Below are 18950 nucleotides of genomic sequence, written 5' to 3' on the forward strand. Positions count from 1 at the left end.
CTAACTGACCATTATCAGCTATCTGGGACGCGTGGACAGTTATTTCTCTTCGGCCAAAGCCGGCGAGGGGTCCGATGTTGCAACAGCTGCCGGACCTTCAACGCCGCGCTGACGTTCACGCACGAAGGTAAACAGGCCAGAGATGGTGATCAGAACAATGCCGATAAGCATTGGCAAATCAATGTGATCGTGAAAGACGAAATAGCCGAACAAAATGGCCCAGAGCATCTGACTATATTGCGGCGACGCAATTGCACTTGCGGGTGCACGTTGTGCTGCAAGCATAAGCAAAATATTGGCAAGTGCTGCAAGAAGCCCATAACCTGCAAGATAGGTCCATTGAGTAGCTGACGGTGTTTGATAGCTTGGAACCATCAGTGCCCCGCAAATCAGAATTGGTCCGATCAGGCCGGCAGTGTAGAGCGAAATGCGCTTTTCCTTTTTGCCCATGGCGCGGAAAATTATGATGCTGAATGCGCCACCGAGACCACCGCCAAGCGCGCCAAGATGACCGATTGATAATTCACGGAAACCGGGACGAAGAACAACCAGAACACCAATGAAACCAATCACCACAGCTGACCATCGGCGCCAGCCAACTTGCTCTTTAAGAAATATAACCGAAAGTATTGTAACGAAAGCGGGCAGAAGAAAGATAAGCGCAAATGCTTCTGCCATGGAAAGATGGGTGAAGGCGACAACGCTGCCAATCACGCCCATTGCAGCAGTCAGCGTGCGTAACAGCCAAAGCTTGAGATTGGTTGTCCTGAACATGTCGAGCCATTGGTCATCAGGCTTTTTGGTAAAAGGAATCGCAAGTATTCCCAGAACTGCTCCAAAGAAGGCGATTTCATAAGGGGATAGCGTGCCATCCAAAAACTTGACGCAGGCGTCGCTTATAGCAAATGCAGCATAGGAAGCGAATGCGAGGAAAATACCATAAAGCATTGTGAATTCCAAAATAGGCCAGGGTGGTCTCCTCCGCAGATCGGATTAGTCGATTACAGCTCATTTGGCAAAAGGGAATTTAGTTAGAATCTTTAAAAATCACCCGCGCTCTGTCCACTATAGCGTAGGCGATAGCGGCATTTTCAAGAAGGCGAGCCCCACCGAAAATGCATGCCTCATTTGCAATCATATCCGTGGTGGAATTTTGTGCAAAAGACTATTTATGAGGCATCCAAAGAGGAGATAGAAAATGAACATTCGTCAGAAATTCCAGCAGTATGTATCCCGTCGTCGTGCAATGCGTGAACTCGGTGCAATGGACGACCATCTTCTTGCCGACATCGGTGTATCGCGTTCGCAGATCCAGACCGCAGTTTTCGGTAAGTAATCACGGATGGCGCGGCTCATAATTGATCGCCCGTTAAGTGAAACTGAAGTAATGTAACAAAGCGTCGGTGCTCCAGTCCCGGCGCTTTTGTTTTAAGAATAGTTTATTGTAGTTTTTACTGTTAAAGCATTTTGATTAAGCTGATGCGCTACTGCCAGCATTTTATCATTTTGAGACAAAACCCCCAATAAATTGAGACGTCTGCCGCTTGTTTGCGGAGCGCACTCTTGTAACCTGTCTGTGTGGGGGCTGGTGATGAAATTTGCCTTTTTGATGCAACGATGCCACGGCATCATACTTCGTCACCGAAAAACTAAGACAGGGTTTCATTCCGTAATTGTATACTGTCCCACTCTATAAGACATTATAGTAATTGGAATGTATTGCGAGAAAGTTTCTCTAACCTAAATCTAAATTCTAGTTCACCGGGCAGTCACAAATTTATGTGGCTGCCCGGTGTTGTTCGGTCGTGTTTTGCTGTTTAACTTACAAGCGGCGCAAGTTAAATTTTGCTTTTGATGAATAAGAACAGTCGAATTGAAAATTTTCCTGCGCAAAGGATATTCGACAAATTTGGCGCTAAAACCCATTGCATGCTGTAAGAATATGGTGAAAGTGGCCCATCTTGTCGTCGCGAAATCTCAATGGAGTTTACTTCACATTCGGTTTCGCTCCTAAGGCTATATGATTTTCCACGTAGAGCTTGGCAAGTTAATTAGTAAATCGCGATCCAAGGCCTTCTCATGTTTAATCTCATCCTTAGCGGAATTATAATCGGCATTGGTGCGACCATTGTCATGGACATTTGGGCTCTCGTGCTTGCGCGTTTTCCCGGTCAGTCGCGTCCAAATTGGGGACTTGTTGGCCGCTGGTTCTGGCATTTGCGCGGCGGGCAGATATTTCACGACGATATTGCTGCATCCAAACCCTATGTTCATGAAGTTGCCCTGGGTTGGATCGGACATTACGCGGTAGGTATTCTCTATGGTGTCATTTTTGCGCTTTATGGTGGTGCAGAATGGTTTGCGAATCCGGCTTTTCTTCCCGCATGGATATTCGGTATTCTGACCGTTGCAGCGGGCTGGTTTTTGCTACAGCCGGGATTGGGAATCGGTTGGGCGGCATCGCGACTGCCAAATGCGCGCACCGTTAGAATTCTTAATCTGGTCGCACATACATTTTTTGCGCTTGGGATGTATGGCACTGCAATTTTGTTAAAAACCGCTTTATAAACAGCGTCATAATCTTGGTAGCTATTACTTTGATGGCTACCATTTTTGAAGCTCTTTCAAAAATTTAAGCCCCAATTGATGGCTGGCGCAGACCTCAAACTCGGTCCAAACTAAATCACGTTAATAAACAGGCATTCTTGCGGCAGAACTGTGTTTTTGATCGCTTTGGGTGTATGGGGAACAAATCCGCTCGCTAATAGGCGGCTGCGGCTAACAAATACGGCAATCGCAATAGATTGCACCGATAAAAATCAGCTGAGCGCAACCATCCGCGTTCGGCCATTCGTTGGTGCCTTGTAAAGCGAGCTTTTGCCCTGGAGGGATCATGCTGGAAAAGCTGTTCAAATTGCAGGAACACGGCACATCGGTGAGAACAGAAGTTATCGCCGGTTTGACGACCTTCCTGACCATGTCTTACATTATCTTCGTCAATCCTGATATTCTGTCCACCACGGGCATGGATCGCAACGCGGTTTTCGTTGCAACCTGTCTTGCGGCAGCATTGGGTTCGATTGTCATGGCACTCGTTGCCAATTGGCCAATCGGCATGGCTCCGGGTATGGGCCTGAATGCCTTCTTCGCCTTCACAGTTGTTGGCGCTATGGGTTTTTCATGGCAGCAGGCGCTCGGCGCAGTCTTTATCTCCGGCGTGATCTTTCTGATTTTGACCGTCACGGGTATTCGCCGCTGGCTGGTTGAGGGCATTCCACAATCATTGCGCAGCGCGATTGCAGCCGGTATCGGCATGTTTTTGGCGCTGATCGGTCTCAAGAATGCAGGGGTTGTTGTTGATAATCCAGCGACATTGGTTGGTCTTGGCAATTTACATGAAGCCGGTCCGCTTCTGGCGATTGCAGGCTTTTTCATCATCGCTGCTCTTGATGCTCTCAAGATTCGCGGCGCGATCCTGATCGGTATCCTTGTTGTCACAATCGCATCGATTTCGCTGGGCATCACGCAGTTTAATGGCGTTTTCGATACACCTCCAAGCCTGATGCCAACATTCATGCAGCTCGATATTATGGGCGCACTGCACACCGGCATTCTACATGTGATCCTGGTCTTTGTGCTCGTTGAAGTCTTTGACGCGACCGGCACGCTGATTGGCGTTGCAAAGCGCGGTGGCCTGATTGAACCCGGTAAGCCAAACCGTCTTGGCAAGGCTTTGTTTGCAGACAGCACTGCAATCCTTGGCGGTTCACTGCTCGGCACGTCTTCGACGACCGCTTATGTGGAAAGCGCATCCGGCGTTCAGGCTGGTGGCCGCACAGGTTTGACAGCACTCGTTGTTGCTGTGCTGTTCCTTGCCGCACTCTTCATTTCGCCGCTGGCAGGTTCGGTGCCTGCCTATGCAACAGCACCAGCGCTTGTTTACGTTGCGTGCCTGATGATGCGCGAATTGTCGGAAATCAAGTGGGATGAAATCACGGAAGCGGCACCTGCCGCTCTGACCGCATTGTCTATTCCGTTCACCTACTCGATTGCCAATGGTCTTGCTTTTGGCTTCATCAGCTATGTCGTGCTCAAAGCAGTCACCGGTAAAGCTCGCGAGGTGCATCTGGCGACATGGATCGTAGCGGCATTGTTTGTGATCCGCTTCGCATTCTTCCCAGAATAACAACAAACGCCGGGGCAACTCCCCGGCGTTTTTCTTTGTGCGTTACTTGGGAGCTTAAATCATGAAGCCTGATGAATTGAAACTGCTCGAAAAGCTGTTTGATGTGATCGAGCAAGACATCATTCCCCTGACTGAACAGGGGGTTGCTGAGGGTAATAAGGTCTTTGGCGCAGCACTTTTGCGCAAGTCCGATTTGTCGCTTGTACTGGCTGAAACCAACAATGAAACTGAGAATCCGCTCTGGCACGGTGAAGTTCATACACTCAAACGCTTTTATGAAATGCCGGAGCAGGGGCGTCCTGACACGAAAAATATGGTTTTTCTGTCAACGCATGAACCATGCTCAATGTGCCTTTCGGCTATTACGTGGAGCGGCTTCGATAATTTCTATTACTTATTCAGTCACGAAGATTCACGCGACGCTTTTTCGATCCCCCACGATCTGAAAATTCTCAAGGAAGTCTTCACACTGGAGCCGGGCGGCTATAATCGCGATAACAGCTTCTGGCACAGCCATTCGATCCCCAAAATGGTGGCTTCATTGCCGGAGCCGGATCGTTCACGGTTTGAAAAGCGGCTTGATGCCATTCGCGCAAAATATGACCAAATGTCTGGCCAATACCAGTCATCAAAAGACGGAAATGCCATTCCTCTAAGCTAATTCAAAGGCCGCATATCAGAGCTGATATGCGGCCTTTAATGTCTTAAATCTTATCAAGCAGATTGCGCTTCTGAAGGTTGTGGATCAGGGCGCGAATGCCAAATGTCCATTCGTCGCAATTATCGGTACGGTCGACCCAATTGACCAGACGTCCGAGCTTAGGTGTGGAAATCTCCACCTTGTCGCCGATTTCGTGCGTGAAGCCCTGACCAGCGCCACGACGATCTTTGACAGGTGCAAACATGGTTCCAAGGAAAAGAACAGCACCATCTGGATATTGATGATTGCGGTTCAACATTTGTCCGGCAAGATTTTCCGGGTCGCGGCTGATCGCTTCCATTGGACTTTCGCCGGTCATTTCAAAGCCATCAGTGCCGTTTACTTTCAACGAAAGCTTGAGCTTGCGAAGTACGTCCATCGTGAAATTGCCATCGAAAAGACGAATGAACGGTCCAATTGCACAGGATGCATTGTTGTCCTTGGCTTTGCCGAGAAGGAGTGCCGAGCGACCTTCCACATCACGCAGATTGACGTCATTACCAAGCGTTGCGCCGACGATGCGTCCATCGGAAGCCACCGCCAGAACCACTTCCGGTTCAGGATTATTCCATTGCGAGATCGGAAGGATGCCAACGGTGGCACCACAGCCAACCGCAGACATTGGCTGCGATTTGGTGAAGATTTCCGCGTCAGGACCAATGCCGACTTCGAGATATTGTGACCAGAGGCCCATTTCCTGAAGCAGTGCCTTGACCTGTGCGGCCTTCTCGGAACCGGCGGCAACTCCGCGCAAGCTGTCGCCAATCACAGGTGCAAGACGCTCGCGGACTTCGCGTGCGCGTGTCGGATCTCCTTTTGCCTGTTCTTCAATCACGCGTTCAAGCATGCTGTCGGCGAAGGTCACACCTGCGGCTTTGATCGATTGCAAATCGATTGGTGCCAGCAATTCGCCTTTTTCACCGGAAAGATAGTCATCAAGGGTGCCAAGATCGGCAAAGCAGCTGATGTCTTGGAGTTCATCGACCAGTGCGCTACGTTCCAGCAAGCCGGACACGGTTGCGGAAAGACTCGAGAGATCATGCACATGACCATTGGCAACAAGAACGGGGCAAGGACCATTTTCAGCCTTTGACCACACCCGACCGATGAGCACGGCTGAAGCGCTGTCTTCAGGCAGGATGGTTGATGATTTCAGAATTTGCTTGTCTTGCACGGATAGTCCTCCCGAGATATTGTCTGGTTGTCTGATAACTTTATATCTTGGCTTTGGAAACAGTTTTTTGCGTCAAATGCTTTGCAAAAATGAAATATGTTTTCACATTGCAGAACCATAGCAGGTCCAATATCAATGACTGGAATACCAGTTCAGTTTCATAAGTCCGTGGGGAAGTGACCTTGTTTGGAGAAATCAGACGAAACGAACAGCTTCCCGCCCGTATTGCGTCGGAGATCGTGCGCCAGATAACCGAAGGAAGTTGGCAGCCGGGGCATAAATTACCGACAGAGCATAGTCTGGCCCAAATTTTCGGCGTCAGCCGTTCGGTGATCCGCGAGGCCATCGCGCAATTGCGTAATGAGGGCCTGATCGAAACGCGGCAGGGGATTGGCGCATTCGTCACCGAACCGGACCGGCGTCACGCGATCCGCATCGAGCCGGAAACGCTGGCTGACCGCGATCATTTCCGCAGCTTGTTTCAGCTGCGCATGGCGCTTGAGATTGAAGCGGCAGGGTTGGCTGCGGTGCATCATGATGCTGATGATATGCGCAAAATCGATGAAGCTTTGGCAGGGATGAGCGGCCACGAGAAATGGGCGGATGAAGGCATAGATGCTGATCTTGCTTTTCATCGCGCATTGGCGAGTGCCACGCATAATGAGTATTTTCCGTTAGTTCTCGGCTTTATTGCGGAGCGTATCAGTCAGGCTATCCGCGCTGCGCGCGCGCGTGCGGTTCTTGAGGAGATTGTCGAAATCACCATTCATGAACATCGGGCGATCCGCGATTCTATTGCCCGCCGCGATCCTTTAAAGGCGCGTGAGGTCATGCGAACCCATGTCATGGGTGCAGCAAGCCGCGTTAATCTTGAGCTTGAGACATTCTAAACATGTCTGCTTTGCGTATAATCGTTATGGGTGTTTCAGGCTCTGGTAAATCGACGGTTGGGGAGAAACTGGCGCAAGCGCTTGGTTTAACTTTTCTGGAACGCGACAGTCTGCATCCAAAGGCCAGTGTCGATAAAATGGCATCTGGTATTCCTTTGCAGGATGTGGATCGCTGGCCTTGGCTTGATCTCATTGGAGAACATCTTGCTGGCGCTGAACAAGGTGTAGTCATATCCTGCTCTGCTCTTAAGAAGAGCTACCGTGAGAGGCTTCGAAAAGCTTCTAATGAGCCGTTGATGTTCATTTTCCTCAATGGCAGCTTCGATGTTCTGCATGCACACATGAAACAGCGTACTGGACATTTTATGCCGGTCGCAATGCTGGAAAGTCAGATTGCAACGCTGGAAAGCCCTATGGGTGAGCCACTGGTTTTTCGCGCCGATATAGCCGATCCGATTTGCAAAATCGTCGCAGATAGCTTGCACTGGATTAAGGTTGCGGCAGAGACATCAAATTAATTTCAGAGCATCTGCACTTGGGGCGCACGAAACATCCAGCGCCCCAATTTAAATTTAATTGCTTGCGCGACGACCGTCGGCACCAAAAATATGAACGTCTTTTGCCGACGCGCCAATCTTCACAACTTCATCAATTGTGTGTTCCGAGCGACCCTGAACGCGGAAGATCAGCGGCTTGCCGTCGGTAAGCGAGCTATGGATATAGCTTTCAGCGCCAACGAGTTCGATCGCGTCAATGCGCACTTCAGTATTGAAGCCATCAGCTTCTGCTTCGCCATTCTCGATGATGCGAATATCTTCTGGGCGTACACCGAAGGTATATTTGTCCGAAGGAAGCGTTACAGCCTTGCCCGGCTGCCAGACATTGTTCTCTCCGCTTTCCAGCAAGTTCATCGATGGTGAGCCGATGAAGGTCGCAACGAAGGTCGAAGCTGGCTTTTCGTAAAGCTCGATTGGTGTGCCGACTTGCTCGATATTACCGGCATTCAACACCACAAGGCGATCCGCCATGGTCATGGCTTCCATCTGGTCGTGTGTCACGTAAACGCTGGTTGTACCAAGTGAGCGCTGGAGGCGTTTGATTTCAACGCGCATCTGCACGCGCAGTTTTGCGTCGAGGTTCGACAGCGGCTCATCGAAAAGGAATGCGGATGGTTCACGGACAATCGCGCGACCCATTGCAACACGCTGGCGCTGACCACCGGAAAGCTGGCGCGGCTTACGATCAAGGAACTGCTCGATTTCAAGCGCCTTCGCAGCTTTGGCGATACGGCGTTCGATTTCATCCTTTGGTGTTTTGCGGTTTTTCAGACCATAGGCGAGGTTATCGCGTACGGACATATGCGGATAAAGCGCATAGTTCTGAAACACCATTGCGATGTCGCGCTCGGCTGGTTCCACATCGTTAACAACACGGTCACCGATAGAAATCGTGCCACCTGTAATGCCTTCAAGTCCAGCAATCATACGTAGCAGTGTGGACTTGCCGCAGCCCGACGGACCAACGAGGACGACGAATTCGCCGTCCTGAATGTCAAGCGAAACACCTTTGATGACTTCGACACCGCCGCCATAGCTCTTGCGGACATTATCAAGATTTATCTTGCTCATTATTTTTCCGTTTCCACGAGACCTTTGACGAACCAACGCTGCATGAGAACAACAACGAGGATCGGCGGTATAATAGCCAGAATGGCCGTAACCATGACATAGTTCCACGGTGTGGAAGCATCAGCGAAATCGACCATACGGCGTAGACCGATAATGATCGTATTCATCTTCGCGTCATTGGTGACGAGCAGCGGCCACAGATACTGGGTCCAACCATAAATGAAGAGAATGACGAAGAGTGCAGCAATATTCGTCTTCGACAGCGGCAGCAGAATGTCACGCATGAAGCGGAACGGTCCTGCATTATCAATGCGCGCAGCTTCAACCAACTCACCGGGAATGGTGAGGAAGAACTGACGGAAGAGGAACGTTGCTGTCGCCGATGCCATAAGTGGTAGTGTCAGACCTGCATAGGTGTCGATCATGCCAAGATCGACGATGACCTTATAGGTCGGCAAGATACGCACTTCGACTGGCAGCATCAGTGTGACGAAGATCATCCAGAAGAAGAACATGCGGAACGGAAAGCGAAAGAACACAATCGCAAAAGCCGACATGAAGGAAATGATGATCTTGCCGACAGCAATAAGCATCGCAACAACGAACGAATTCCACAAAAGCCGTTCAAGACTGACACCGACTACACGCTCGACGCCGCCGAAAATGGCTTCGTTGTAGTTTTCCAGCATATGCCCACCGGGCACGAGTGGAATTGGCGGACGAATAATTTGGCCGGATGTCATCGTTGAGGCGATGAAGGTGTAATAAATCGGAAAGGCAACAACGATAATCCCGATGATCAGGATCAGGTGGCCAATCAGATTGGAGACTGGGCGTTTTTCAATCATGTTCGCCTCACTCACGAATAATGCACGCGCTTCTCAATGAAGCGGAACTGGAATGCGGTAAGGGCGATCACGATGATCATCAGAATAACTGACTGCGCCGATGAAGAGCCAAGGTTAAGATTGACGAAGCCGTCGTTATAAACCTTGTAGACCAGAGTTTCGGTTGCTTTGGCAGGACCGCCGCCGGTTACGGCGTGAATAATACCAAAGGTGTCGAAGAAGGCGTAAACCGTGTTGACCACCAGCAGGAAGAATGTGGTCGGTGCCAGAAGCGGGAACACGATTGACCAAAAACGGCGCACGCCGCGCGCGCCATCAATGGCAGCCGCTTCAATCAGCGATTTCGGGATAGCCTGCAGTCCTGCAACAAAGAAAAGGAAATTATAGGAAATCTGCTTCCATGCTGCCGCGCCGACAATCATGGCCATCGCCTGATTGCCATTAAGCAGCGGGTCCCATGCAAAGCCCGCGCTGCGTAGCAAATAAGCAAGCGTTCCCATGGCAGGGTTAAACATGAACAGCCACAACATACCTGCAACTGCGGGAGCTACTGCATAAGGCCAGATCAGAAGAGTACGGTAGAATGTCTTGCCGCGAATGACCCGGTCGGCAGCCGTTGCGAGCAACAAGGCTGCGCCCATGGCAACAAATGCGGTCAGCAGATTAAAGACGATTGTCACTTGTACGGAGTGTAGGTAATTCGGATCGGATAGCACATTTGTGAAATTGGCCATCCCGACAAAAGTCGATTTCAACCCGAATGCGTCTTCACGCATAAATGACTGATAAATAGCTTGGCTTGCTGGCCAGAAAAAGAAGATCACAGTCAATATGATCTGCGGGGCCAGCAGCAAATAGGGTAAGATTTTATTTGGAAACGTGACATTTTGCACGGGAAATTTCCTTGCGGATAGCAATACCGCCAACCCTTTTGGGATGGCGGTATGCTCTATTTCATCAGATTATTGTGCTGCTGCAATCGCTGCGTTTCCGCGTTTGACTGCGTTATCGAGAGCCGTTTTCGCATCCTGCTTGCCACCCAGCATAGCTTCGAATTCTTCATTGAGAATATCGCGAACCTGCGGCAGGTTTACGAGACGAACACCCTTGGAATTTTCCGTTGGTGCCTTGCCCATCATCTGAAGGATTGGCGTTTCGCGGCCCGGATTCTTTTCATAGAAATCTGAGTTCTTCGTTGCTTCGTAAGCAGCCATCGTCACAGGCAGATAGCCAGACTTTTCATGCAGCTTCTGCTGAATTTCGGTCTTTGACAGGAAGTTGAAGAACTGTGCGATGCCCTTGTACTGGTCGTCGCTCATTCCAGCGAAAACCCAGAGGCTTGCGCCGCCTGGAATGGTGTTCTGTGGGCCATGACCTTCATAATACGGCAACTGACCGATGCCGTAATTCATGCCTGATTTAACGATGTCGCCGAGGCCACCCGACGATTCGGTCAGGATCCCACATTCGCCAGATGTAAAGAGCTGCTTTGCTTCAGAGGTGCGGCCACCGTAACGGAAGGTGCCATCCTTGGCGAGATCAGCAATGGCTTGGAAGTGTTCGACGAAAAGTGGCTCGTTGATTTTCAGTTCGACGTCGGTGCCGCCGAGGCCATTTTCATTGGTGCCATAGGAAACATTGTTCCATGCAGCAAAGTTTTCGGTTTGAATCCATGTCAGCCATGTCGATGTGAAGCCGCAAGGCGAAGCGCCGCTGGCTTTGATTTTCTTGGCTGCTTCGAAAACTTCAGGCCAGGTCTTTGGAGGATTGTTTTCGTCGAGGCCAGCTTTTTTGAAAGTGTCCTTGTTGTAATAAAGGATCGGCGAAGAAGAATTATACGGGAAGGACAGCATAGTGCCATCTGGCTTCGAATAATATGCTGCGATGCCTGGCAGATATTGCGACTTATCGAACTTGAAACCGCCTTTTTCGAGTACTTCAGCGGCAGGAACCATAGCGCCTTCAGCGGCCATCATCACGCCGCTACCAGCATCGAAAACCTGAATGATTGCCGGTGGCTGCTTGGAACGAAACGCAGCAATGCCTGCATTCAACGTTTCAGGGTAGCTTCCCTTATAGACTGGGACGATCTTGTAATCGTTCTGGCTTTCATTGAACTCTTTTGTAAGTTCATTGATCATTTCGTTGTTTGCACCGGTCATGCCATGCCACCATGACAGTTCCGTCTGGGCAAAAGCTTGCGAGCCAATGGTGAGGGCAAGAGCGCCAGTCAGCGCCGAAGTCGTAATCAAACGGGTAAACATATTTCCTCCTCAGGAAATGAGGTTTGGTGAACATCAAGAACGGATTCGATCCGCCCTCATGGTTCCGGAACCTGCATTATCGTTATTACACTTATATGACTTCAATTTTCATTGAACAACTTTTAACTCCCGGAAACAGAATAAATCCGAAAATTTTAATTGTTGAAAGGAAAAAAAACGAAAACGAATTGATAATATTGGGGAGAAGATGTGGATAGATTCATCTTTTTTCGCTGTTGGCCAATGGTGCCTTGGTGTCTATGCGGCTTCAGGATGAAATCTTCGTGCCTTAGATAGCGCTAAATATCTATGCATTATTTTGTAAGTTTTATCCCATATTATGTGCATTGCAGCGGCGCAGATGCACGCTGATTTATGAAAAGTGCATTGGAACGTTTCGCGTTCCCGGAATTCGCAGGCGGAGTTTTTATGTCCATCAAAGCTGACTGGAATGCAGCCTCTTTGTCTGCAAAGATTTATTCCAGAACATGGGGCAAAAATGAGCCGGGCGGTGTCATTATCGGGTTTGACCCGAATGGCGTTAAATTCGCCTATGCCGGAGGACTGGAAAGTCTCGCGACAGGCGTTCCATTTACCGCAAACACCATTGTCCGCTACGCATCGATTACAAAACATATGTTTTGTGCCATGGTTCTGCGCCATGCAGATTTGATTGGTCTCAATGACAGGCTGGGCGATCATCTTCCGGAACTGCAAAGCCCCTTGAGCGATGTTTCCATTTCGCGCGCATTGGATATGACATCGGGTTTGCCGGATGTTCGCGAGTGTCTGACATTGTTAGGGCTGTCAGTTGATACGCATACAAGTGCCGAAAATCTTATAGAGTTTATGTCATCCATGACACGATTGAATTTCGCGTCGGGCAGCGAAATCTCCTATTCCAATACGGGCTATCGGCTTGTGGAAGAGGCTTTTGCACGCAAGGGTCTTCATTTCAGCGACTTTATACGTTCGGAAATCAGCCAGCTGCTGGGGATCAACATGGATGCGCCGGATGCGTGGGCAGACCCCGTTAAAGGGCTTGTACCGGGTTATTGGAAATCGGGCGAGAAATGGCAGCAGAGCCATGCTGGGCTGCAACTATCCGCATCGGGAAGTGTGACAGGTAGCGGCATGGCGCTGACCCGATGGGCGCAGGCTTTGCTTTCAGGTGAGGGAGCATTTAGCGGATTGCTTTCCACCCTCTCTGCCGAACATTTTTTGAGCGATGGCCGACCGACTGGCTATGGTCTTGGTCTGCGCTGGAACGAAATTGATGGTAAGCGCCTCGTCGGGCACGGGGGATCACATCCCGGATATAAAAGCTATTTTCTTCTCGATCCTGCAGGCAAAACCGGCATGATTGTCGTTTCAAATCGCGAAGATGCCGACACTTACATAATTGCCCGCGATGGCATGGCGGCACTCTATCAGCTCTCCTTGCCCGAAACCTGTTCCACCATTCCGGATGGCTTATATGTAGCCCATAGCGGACCGTTTTGGATTGAAATGCGCGATGGCGTTGCCAATTATCTCGGCGCCGAAGACCGCCTCTATGATATTGGCGATGGTTGGGCTTCGTCTCTTTCGCCTTCATCTCCCATAAAGCTTCGCTGGACGGGTGAGATGCTGGAAGGCGAGGTCGGTTATGTAAGGCGTGTGTTCAAACCCGTTCTAGCAAGACCTGCGGGTCACGAGTTGGACGGCCAGTGGAGCGCGCCTCTTTATGGCGCTTCGTTTAGCATTGATAATGGGCATATTGTGATGGGTGTCGGGCCAACAAGGCAGCTCATGCCATTGGAAGATTTGGGCGATGGACGGGCGCTGTTTACGTTGCGGGATGGACCATGGAGCAAACGCATCTGCGTTCATTTGATCGGTGAAAACCGGGTTGAACTGGTTTTAAACCGCAGCCGCATGATTGAATATCAGCGTTGAACGCGCACCAATGTGTTATTTTCTGATATTGATTCCGAAAATAATTTGAATGGAGTGAGCCATTGCTTGAACAAATGATAGATCAGGGTGCCGGTCGTGAATCCGCTGATATTGTGCTCAAAAATGGCCACTTCTTCGACCTCGTAACGGGTGAACTCGTTGAAAGCGATATTGCGATCTGTGGTGATCGTATTGTTGGGACGTTCGGCACCTATGAGGGAAAGCAGGAGATTGATATTTCCGGTCGCATCGTAGTACCGGGTTTTATCGATACGCACCTGCATATTGAATCCTCCAATGTGACCCCGCATGAATTTGATCGCTGCGTGCTGCCGCAAGGTGTAACAACCGTCATTTGTGATCCGCATGAGATCGCCAATGTGCTTGGCGTTGAAGGTCTGCAATATTTTCTCGACAGTGCGCTTGAAACCATTATGGATATTCGCGTGCAGCTCTCAAGCTGCGTGCCTGCAACCCATATGGAAACGTCGGGTGCCGAGCTTCTGATCGACGACCTTCTGCCATTTGCCGATCATCCGAAGGTGATTGGTCTGGCGGAGTTCATGAATTTTCCCGGCGTTCTTGCCAAAGACCCCGAATGTATGGCGAAGCTTAAAGCTTTTCAGGGACGCCATATTGATGGTCATGCGCCGCTTTTGCGTGGGCTAGAACTGAATGGCTATATTGCAGCCGGTATCCGCACCGAGCATGAGGCGACAAGTGCCGAGGAAGCGCTGGAAAAAATGCGCAAGGGCATGCATGTGCTTGTCCGCGAAGGCTCGGTTTCCAAAGACCTGCATGCTTTGATGCCGATTATCACAGAGCGCCATTCGCAGTTTCTGGCGCTTTGCACGGACGACCGTAATCCTCTCGATATTGCCGATCATGGCCATCTTGATTATCTCATCCGCACAGCGATTGCGGGCGGGGTGGAGCCGCTTGCGATCTATCGTGCTGCAAGCATTTCCGCTGCGCGGGCCTTTGGTTTGTTTGATCGTGGTCTTGTTGCGCCTGGCCAGCGTGCCGATCTTGTAATCGTTGATAATTTGGAAGGTTGCCATGCAGAAATCGTGATTTCGGCGGGCCGTGTTGTTTCCGAGGAATTGTTCTCAACCCGCAAACCGGTTGCGGAAGTGGGCCGCAACAGCGTTAAAGCGCCGAAAGTCAGTGCTTCGAGTTTCAGATCGCAATCCAACAGCGGCAAGACGCGGGCAATCGGCATTATCCCCGGCAAGATCATTACCGAAAGCTTGGAGTTTGAACTCAAAGTTGGTCCGCATGGCGTCGAGCCTGATCTTGAGCGTGATGTGGTGAAAATCGCAGTTGTTGAGCGCCACGGCAAAAACGGCAATATCGCAACCGGCTTTGTGCATGGCTTTGGTCTGAAAGCCGGAGCTATTGCTTCGACAGTAAGCCATGACAGCCACAACATCTGCGTGGTCGGTGTTTCGGATGAAGACATTGCAGCCGCTGCAAATCGCCTTGGCGAAATAGAGGGTGGCTTTGTCGTGGTGCGCGATGGCAAAGTGCTGGCCGAAATGCCATTGCCCATTGCCGGACTAATGAGCGTTGAGCCTTATGAGACTGTTCGTGAGCAATTGCGCGATTTGCGTCATGCGGCGGAACAACTTGGATCGGTTCTGGAAGAACCATTCCTGCAACTGGCTTTTGTCGCGCTTCCGGTTATTCCGCATCTTAAGATTACAGATCGCGGTTTGGTCGATGTCGATAAATTCGAGTTTGTCGGAAACTAATCCGAGTTAGCGATCAATCCGCGTCGAGAGAATGATCGAAGACATGGTGCGCTCAACGCCTTCGAGCGCACCGATTTTGTCGAGAACAATGTCCAACTCCTGAATTGAAGGCGCTTCCACCACCACAATCATATCGAAATGGCCGCTGACGGAATGAAGTGTCCGAACGGCCATGATGCTGCGCAATGCGGTTTCAACCTTTGGTGCAAACTTGGGTAGGGCGGTTACCAGCACATGCGCGCGCACTAGATCACGTTCAAATTCCGGAGCGATTCGAACCGTATAGCCCTCAATGACACCGCGCTTTTCCAGCTTTTCCAGCCTGCTTTGCACGGTCGTGCGCGACACGCCAAGCTTTCTTGCAAGGTCGGCAGTGGAGGCACGGGCATTTTCGCGCAGCAGCGCAATGAGGGTCAGATCGGCATTTGTCGTCATAATGCATATTAGATACGTCAAATTGCACAAACAAACAACGTGAAATCGTCAGTTTAAATACTTCTATTCGCCGAAATTTATGAGATTCTTTAAGTATTGAAATTGCATTACCCAAAGGGGAACCACATGAAAGAGATCGTTGTTGTAGGCGCGGGCAAAATCGGCGCGACCATTGCGGATCTTCTGGCTTCGACCGGTGACTATGCTGTAACGGTTATTGACCGTTCGCAGGACCAGCTTGATGCGCTGGACACTGGCGCTGAAGTCAAGACGAAGGCGCTCGATATTGCCGATGCGAAGGCGCTTGAAGCCATTCTTGCTGGCAAATTCGCCGTATTGAGTGCTGCTCCTTTCCAGTTGACCACGCTGATTGCAGAAGCTGCTGCCAAGACCGGCGTACACTATCTCGACCTGACCGAAGATGTTGCCAGCACCAAGCGCGTCATGGAATTGGCGCAAGATGCAAAAACCGCATTCATTCCACAGTGCGGTCTGGCTCCGGGCTTTATTTCTATCGTTGCCTATGATCTCGCAAAGCGTTTCGACACGCTTGAAAATGTGCGTATGCGCGTTGGCGCTCTGCCAGAATTCCCATCGAATGCTCTTAACTACAATCTGACCTGGAGCACCGATGGCCTGATCAACGAGTATATCGAACCATGCGAAGCCATCGTAAACGGTCTACTGACCAAGGTTCCTGCACTCGAAGAACGCGAAGAGTTCTCCCTTGATGGCGTCACCTATGAAGCCTTCAATACTTCGGGCGGCCTCGGCACACTTTGCGACACGCTTGAAGGCAAGGTTCGCACGCTCAATTACCGCACGATCCGTTATCCGGGTCATGTTGCGCTCATGAAGGCGCTGCTGAATGATCTTGGCCTGCGTCACCGCCGCGAAGTACTCAAGGACATTTTTGAAAATGCCCTGCCAAGCACGCTTCAGGACGTCATCGTGATTTTTGTTACTGTTTCCGGCACCAAGAATGGTCGTCTGGTTCAGGAAACCTATGCGAACAAGGTTTATGCCAATCAGGTTGGAAAGATCGTTCGTTCGGGCATCCAGATCACGACAGCTTCGGCGATTTGCGCAGTCCTCGACATGCTTGCCAAGGGCGAAATCGCACAGAAGGGTTTCGTTCGTCAGGAAGACATTACGCTTGATGCGTTCCTCGCCAACCGATTCGGCAAAGCCTATGCGCAGGATGATCATTCGACGCGTCTAGTTGCCTGAAAGCACCGCTAACGATTGAGCTAACCCGGTGCGTTAACATGCGCCGGGTTATTTGCGTTCAGTCAGTGACATCAAAGTTTCAACTGAGTTTGTTCGGTCTTGTGGGCAAACCGGATTTAAATTTAATAAGCCCAAGAAGAACAAGTGAAATAGGGAAAGCAATGTTTAAGACAATTTTGCTGGCCGGTCTGGCCTCCATCGTTCTTGCAATGCCTGTGCAGGCCAAGGAATGGAAAGAAATCCGCATCGCCAGTGAAGGCGCTTATCCGCCTTTCAACTACATGTCGCCAGACGGCAAGCTCGTCGGCTTCGATATTGATATTGCCAATGCTGTCTGTGAAGCGATGGAAGCCAAGTGCGAAATCGTTGCCAATGATTGGGATGGGATGATCCCCGGCCTTCAGGCCAACAAGTTTGACGCCGTCATCGCGTCCATGGCGATTACGCCGGAGCGTGAGCAGCAGGTCGCTTTCTCCGAACGTTATTACACTACGCCGCTCGCTGTTGTGGTTCCAAAGGATTCCGAGATTAGCTCGCTTGAGCCTTCGGCATTCGATGGCAAAACCGTTGGCGCACAGGCAGGCACAACGCAGGGCAATTATGCCGATGATGTTTATGGCAAGGCCGGTGCCGATGTGAGGCTTTATCCGACTGCCGACGAAGCCAACGCCGACCTTGAAAGTGGACGTCTTGACGCTATTGCTGCGGATAAGTTTCTTGCAGCGGATTGGCTGAACAAGCAGGGCGCAGATTGCTGCAAGTTCTTGGGCGATATTCCTGGCTCTGAAACCAAGATTTCGGTTGCTCTGCGTCAAGGCGATGACGATCTGCGTGAACAGTTCAATGCAGCGATTAAAAAGATCCGTGACAACGGCACTTACGAGACAATCCGCAAGAAATATTTCGACTTCGATATTTATTGATAGAATTTATGAGCGCCGCCAAATGTTTAACTTGAAACTGGCGGCGCTCAGTGCTTCATTCAATGCATAATATTGCGGGCGGGAAACCTGCAAAACAGAACCATAGCAAAGGTCAAGGGGAATATCATGTTGAAAGCTATTCTGTTCGCGAGCGTAGCCTCCATTATCGCGGCACTCCCGGCGCAAGCCAAAGAATGGAAAGAAATCAAGATCGCGACCGAAGGCGCTTATCCGCCATTCAATTTTGTTGCTGCAGATGGTTCTTTGCAGGGACTTGATGTTGATATTGCTAACGCGCTTTGCAAAGCAATGGATGCCAAGTGCACGATTATTGCCAATGATTGGGATGGCATGATTCCTGGTCTCCAGACCAATAAGTTTGATGCCGTCATTGCTTCGATGAGCGTGACCGAAGAACGCCAGAAGCAGGTATCCTTCACCGATAAATATTATTCTACGCCTTTGTCTGTCGCTGTTCCCAAAGACAGCGCAATCACTTCGCTTGATGCTGAGGCGTTCAAAGGCAAGACTGTCGGGGCACAGGGATCGACCACCCAAGGCACATATGCCGAGGATGTTTATGGTAAGTCTGGAGCAGAGGTGAAACTCTACCCGACCGCAGATGAGGCCAATGCTGATCTTAAAAGCGGTCGTCTTGATGCGGTTGTTTCCGACAAGTTTCCGATTTCTGACTGGATCAAAGCCGATGGTGCTGATTGCTGCAAGCTGATCGGCGATGTGCCAGGGACGCAGACAGACACCGCTATTGCTGTTCGCACAGATGACAATGATTTACGTGAGCAATTCAATGTCGCAATCAAAAAAATCCGCGACGATGGCACTTATGCCACCATCGTGAAGAAATACTTCGATTTCGATATTTATTGAGCGTAGATAAGTTTTTTGTAAAAATCCTCACTCTTTGATGTAAGCAAGGGCGCGCTCGCAAAATGTTGGCGCGCTCTTCATTTTATGAACTG

General features: G+C 50.3%; 18 protein-coding genes. 11 read left to right on the plus strand and 7 right to left on the minus strand.

Annotated features, from left to right (window positions below):
* Positions 1 to 39 precede the first annotated feature (39 nt).
* Positions 40 to 948 carry a DMT family transporter gene (locus tag CEV31_RS14615; protein WP_094507808.1) on the minus strand — a complete coding sequence of 303 codons (909 nt, stop codon included), beginning with the start codon at positions 946 to 948 and terminating at the stop codon, positions 40 to 42.
* A gap of 250 nt (positions 949 to 1198) precedes the next feature.
* Here CEV31_RS14615 and CEV31_RS14620 point away from each other — a divergent pair, with 250 nt between their 5' ends.
* The 4 genes from CEV31_RS14620 (at position 1199) to CEV31_RS14635 (ending at position 4847) form a co-directional block, all read left to right on the plus strand.
* The gene (locus CEV31_RS14620) at positions 1199 to 1336 is read left to right on the plus strand and encodes a DUF1127 domain-containing protein (protein ID WP_094507810.1); all 138 of its coding nucleotides are present in this window, start codon (positions 1199 to 1201) and stop codon (positions 1334 to 1336) included.
* 743 nt (positions 1337 to 2079) lie between these two features.
* Complete coding sequence (locus CEV31_RS14625) at positions 2080 to 2568, plus strand: DUF2938 domain-containing protein (RefSeq protein WP_094507813.1); 489 nt, start codon at positions 2080 to 2082, stop codon at positions 2566 to 2568.
* Between the two features lie 325 nt (positions 2569 to 2893).
* Complete coding sequence (locus CEV31_RS14630; RefSeq protein ID WP_094507815.1) at positions 2894 to 4186, plus strand: NCS2 family permease; 1293 nt, start codon at positions 2894 to 2896, stop codon at positions 4184 to 4186.
* Between the two features lie 61 nt (positions 4187 to 4247).
* Entirely contained in the window at positions 4248 to 4847 is a 600-nt protein-coding gene (locus CEV31_RS14635) for a deaminase (protein ID WP_094507817.1), read from the plus strand.
* A 43-nt stretch (positions 4848 to 4890) separates the two neighbouring features.
* On the opposite strand, the gene CEV31_RS14640 is transcribed toward CEV31_RS14635, so the two are convergent.
* Positions 4891 to 6078 (minus strand): fumarylacetoacetate hydrolase family protein, encoded by a 1188-nt coding sequence (locus CEV31_RS14640; protein ID WP_210190937.1) that lies wholly within the window; start codon positions 6076 to 6078, stop codon positions 4891 to 4893.
* Positions 6079 to 6242: 164 nt separating this feature from the next.
* Between CEV31_RS14640 and CEV31_RS14645 the strand changes: the two genes are divergently transcribed.
* Complete coding sequence (locus CEV31_RS14645) at positions 6243 to 6950, plus strand: FadR/GntR family transcriptional regulator (protein WP_094508541.1); 708 nt, start codon at positions 6243 to 6245, stop codon at positions 6948 to 6950.
* A 2-nt stretch (positions 6951 to 6952) separates the two neighbouring features.
* Positions 6953 to 7468, plus strand: a complete 516-nt coding sequence (locus CEV31_RS14650; protein ID WP_235818116.1) for a gluconokinase — start codon at positions 6953 to 6955, stop codon at positions 7466 to 7468.
* A gap of 54 nt (positions 7469 to 7522) precedes the next feature.
* Here CEV31_RS14650 and CEV31_RS14655 read toward each other — a convergent pair whose 3' ends face one another.
* The 4 genes from CEV31_RS14655 to ugpB form a co-directional block, all read right to left on the minus strand.
* On the minus strand, positions 7523 to 8578 hold the full coding sequence (locus CEV31_RS14655) for a sn-glycerol-3-phosphate import ATP-binding protein UgpC (RefSeq protein ID WP_094507821.1): 1056 nt from the start codon (positions 8576 to 8578) through the stop codon (positions 7523 to 7525).
* On the minus strand, positions 8578 to 9426 hold the full coding sequence (gene ugpE / locus CEV31_RS14660; protein ID WP_094507823.1) for a sn-glycerol-3-phosphate ABC transporter permease UgpE: 849 nt from the start codon (positions 9424 to 9426) through the stop codon (positions 8578 to 8580). Before ugpE ends, CEV31_RS14655 begins: the two co-directional genes overlap by 1 nt.
* Before the next feature lie 11 nt (positions 9427 to 9437).
* The gene (gene ugpA, locus CEV31_RS14665) at positions 9438 to 10319 is read right to left on the minus strand and encodes a sn-glycerol-3-phosphate ABC transporter permease UgpA (protein ID WP_094507825.1); all 882 of its coding nucleotides are present in this window, start codon (positions 10317 to 10319) and stop codon (positions 9438 to 9440) included.
* Between the two features lie 69 nt (positions 10320 to 10388).
* The gene (gene ugpB, locus CEV31_RS14670; RefSeq protein WP_169717369.1) at positions 10389 to 11690 is read right to left on the minus strand and encodes a sn-glycerol-3-phosphate ABC transporter substrate-binding protein UgpB; all 1302 of its coding nucleotides are present in this window, start codon (positions 11688 to 11690) and stop codon (positions 10389 to 10391) included.
* A 429-nt stretch (positions 11691 to 12119) separates the two neighbouring features.
* Here ugpB and CEV31_RS14675 point away from each other — a divergent pair, with 429 nt between their 5' ends.
* The gene (locus tag CEV31_RS14675) at positions 12120 to 13628 is read left to right on the plus strand and encodes a serine hydrolase domain-containing protein (RefSeq protein ID WP_094508547.1); all 1509 of its coding nucleotides are present in this window, start codon (positions 12120 to 12122) and stop codon (positions 13626 to 13628) included.
* Between the two features lie 74 nt (positions 13629 to 13702).
* Positions 13703 to 15382, plus strand: a complete 1680-nt coding sequence (ade, locus tag CEV31_RS14680; RefSeq protein WP_169717378.1) for an adenine deaminase — start codon at positions 13703 to 13705, stop codon at positions 15380 to 15382.
* 6 nt (positions 15383 to 15388) lie between these two features.
* Here ade and CEV31_RS14685 read toward each other — a convergent pair whose 3' ends face one another.
* Positions 15389 to 15817: an Lrp/AsnC family transcriptional regulator gene (locus CEV31_RS14685; RefSeq protein ID WP_169717370.1), complete on the minus strand. Its 429-nt coding sequence runs from the start codon at positions 15815 to 15817 to the stop codon at positions 15389 to 15391.
* A gap of 126 nt (positions 15818 to 15943) precedes the next feature.
* On the opposite strand from CEV31_RS14685, the gene CEV31_RS14690 reads away from it, so the two are divergent.
* The 3 genes from CEV31_RS14690 to CEV31_RS14700 all read left to right on the plus strand — a co-directional run bounded on the left by CEV31_RS14690 (position 15944) and on the right by CEV31_RS14700 (position 18858).
* Positions 15944 to 17047 carry a saccharopine dehydrogenase family protein gene (locus CEV31_RS14690; protein ID WP_094507831.1) on the plus strand — a complete coding sequence of 368 codons (1104 nt, stop codon included), beginning with the start codon at positions 15944 to 15946 and terminating at the stop codon, positions 17045 to 17047.
* A 161-nt stretch (positions 17048 to 17208) separates the two neighbouring features.
* A complete protein-coding gene (locus tag CEV31_RS14695) occupies positions 17209 to 17970 on the plus strand; it encodes an ABC transporter substrate-binding protein (RefSeq protein WP_094507833.1) in 762 nt (253 codons plus the stop codon).
* Between the two features lie 126 nt (positions 17971 to 18096).
* Complete coding sequence (locus CEV31_RS14700; RefSeq protein ID WP_094507835.1) at positions 18097 to 18858, plus strand: ABC transporter substrate-binding protein; 762 nt, start codon at positions 18097 to 18099, stop codon at positions 18856 to 18858.
* Positions 18859 to 18950: the final 92 nt, after the last annotated feature.

This window comes from Brucella thiophenivorans (genome assembly GCF_002252445.1).
Lineage (GTDB): Bacteria > Pseudomonadota > Alphaproteobacteria > Rhizobiales > Rhizobiaceae > Brucella > Brucella thiophenivorans.

Excerpts from the sequence above, each read along its gene's own strand:
- CEV31_RS14675 (WP_094508547.1), top strand. The coding sequence starts at position 12,120 with ATGTCCATCAAAGCTGACTGGAATGCAGCCTCTTTGTCTGCAAAGATT.
- CEV31_RS14690 (WP_094507831.1), top strand. The coding sequence starts at position 15,944 with ATGAAAGAGATCGTTGTTGTAGGCGCGGGCAAAATCGGCGCGACCATT.
- CEV31_RS14650 (WP_235818116.1), top strand. The coding sequence starts at position 6,953 with ATGTCTGCTTTGCGTATAATCGTTATGGGTGTTTCAGGCTCTGGTAAA.
- ugpE (WP_094507823.1), bottom strand. The coding sequence starts at position 9,426 with ATGATTGAAAAACGCCCAGTCTCCAATCTGATTGGCCACCTGATCCTG.
- CEV31_RS14620 (WP_094507810.1), top strand. The coding sequence starts at position 1,199 with ATGAACATTCGTCAGAAATTCCAGCAGTATGTATCCCGTCGTCGTGCA.
- CEV31_RS14630 (WP_094507815.1), top strand. The coding sequence starts at position 2,894 with ATGCTGGAAAAGCTGTTCAAATTGCAGGAACACGGCACATCGGTGAGA.
- CEV31_RS14695 (WP_094507833.1), top strand. The coding sequence starts at position 17,209 with ATGTTTAAGACAATTTTGCTGGCCGGTCTGGCCTCCATCGTTCTTGCA.
- ade (WP_169717378.1), top strand. The coding sequence starts at position 13,703 with ATGATAGATCAGGGTGCCGGTCGTGAATCCGCTGATATTGTGCTCAAA.
- CEV31_RS14685 (WP_169717370.1), bottom strand. The coding sequence starts at position 15,817 with ATGACGACAAATGCCGATCTGACCCTCATTGCGCTGCTGCGCGAAAAT.
- CEV31_RS14700 (WP_094507835.1), top strand. The coding sequence starts at position 18,097 with ATGTTGAAAGCTATTCTGTTCGCGAGCGTAGCCTCCATTATCGCGGCA.
- CEV31_RS14655 (WP_094507821.1), bottom strand. The coding sequence starts at position 8,578 with ATGAGCAAGATAAATCTTGATAATGTCCGCAAGAGCTATGGCGGCGGT.
- CEV31_RS14635 (WP_094507817.1), top strand. The coding sequence starts at position 4,248 with ATGAAGCCTGATGAATTGAAACTGCTCGAAAAGCTGTTTGATGTGATC.
- CEV31_RS14625 (WP_094507813.1), top strand. The coding sequence starts at position 2,080 with ATGTTTAATCTCATCCTTAGCGGAATTATAATCGGCATTGGTGCGACC.
- CEV31_RS14615 (WP_094507808.1), bottom strand. The coding sequence starts at position 948 with ATGCTTTATGGTATTTTCCTCGCATTCGCTTCCTATGCTGCATTTGCT.
- ugpB (WP_169717369.1), bottom strand. The coding sequence starts at position 11,690 with ATGTTTACCCGTTTGATTACGACTTCGGCGCTGACTGGCGCTCTTGCC.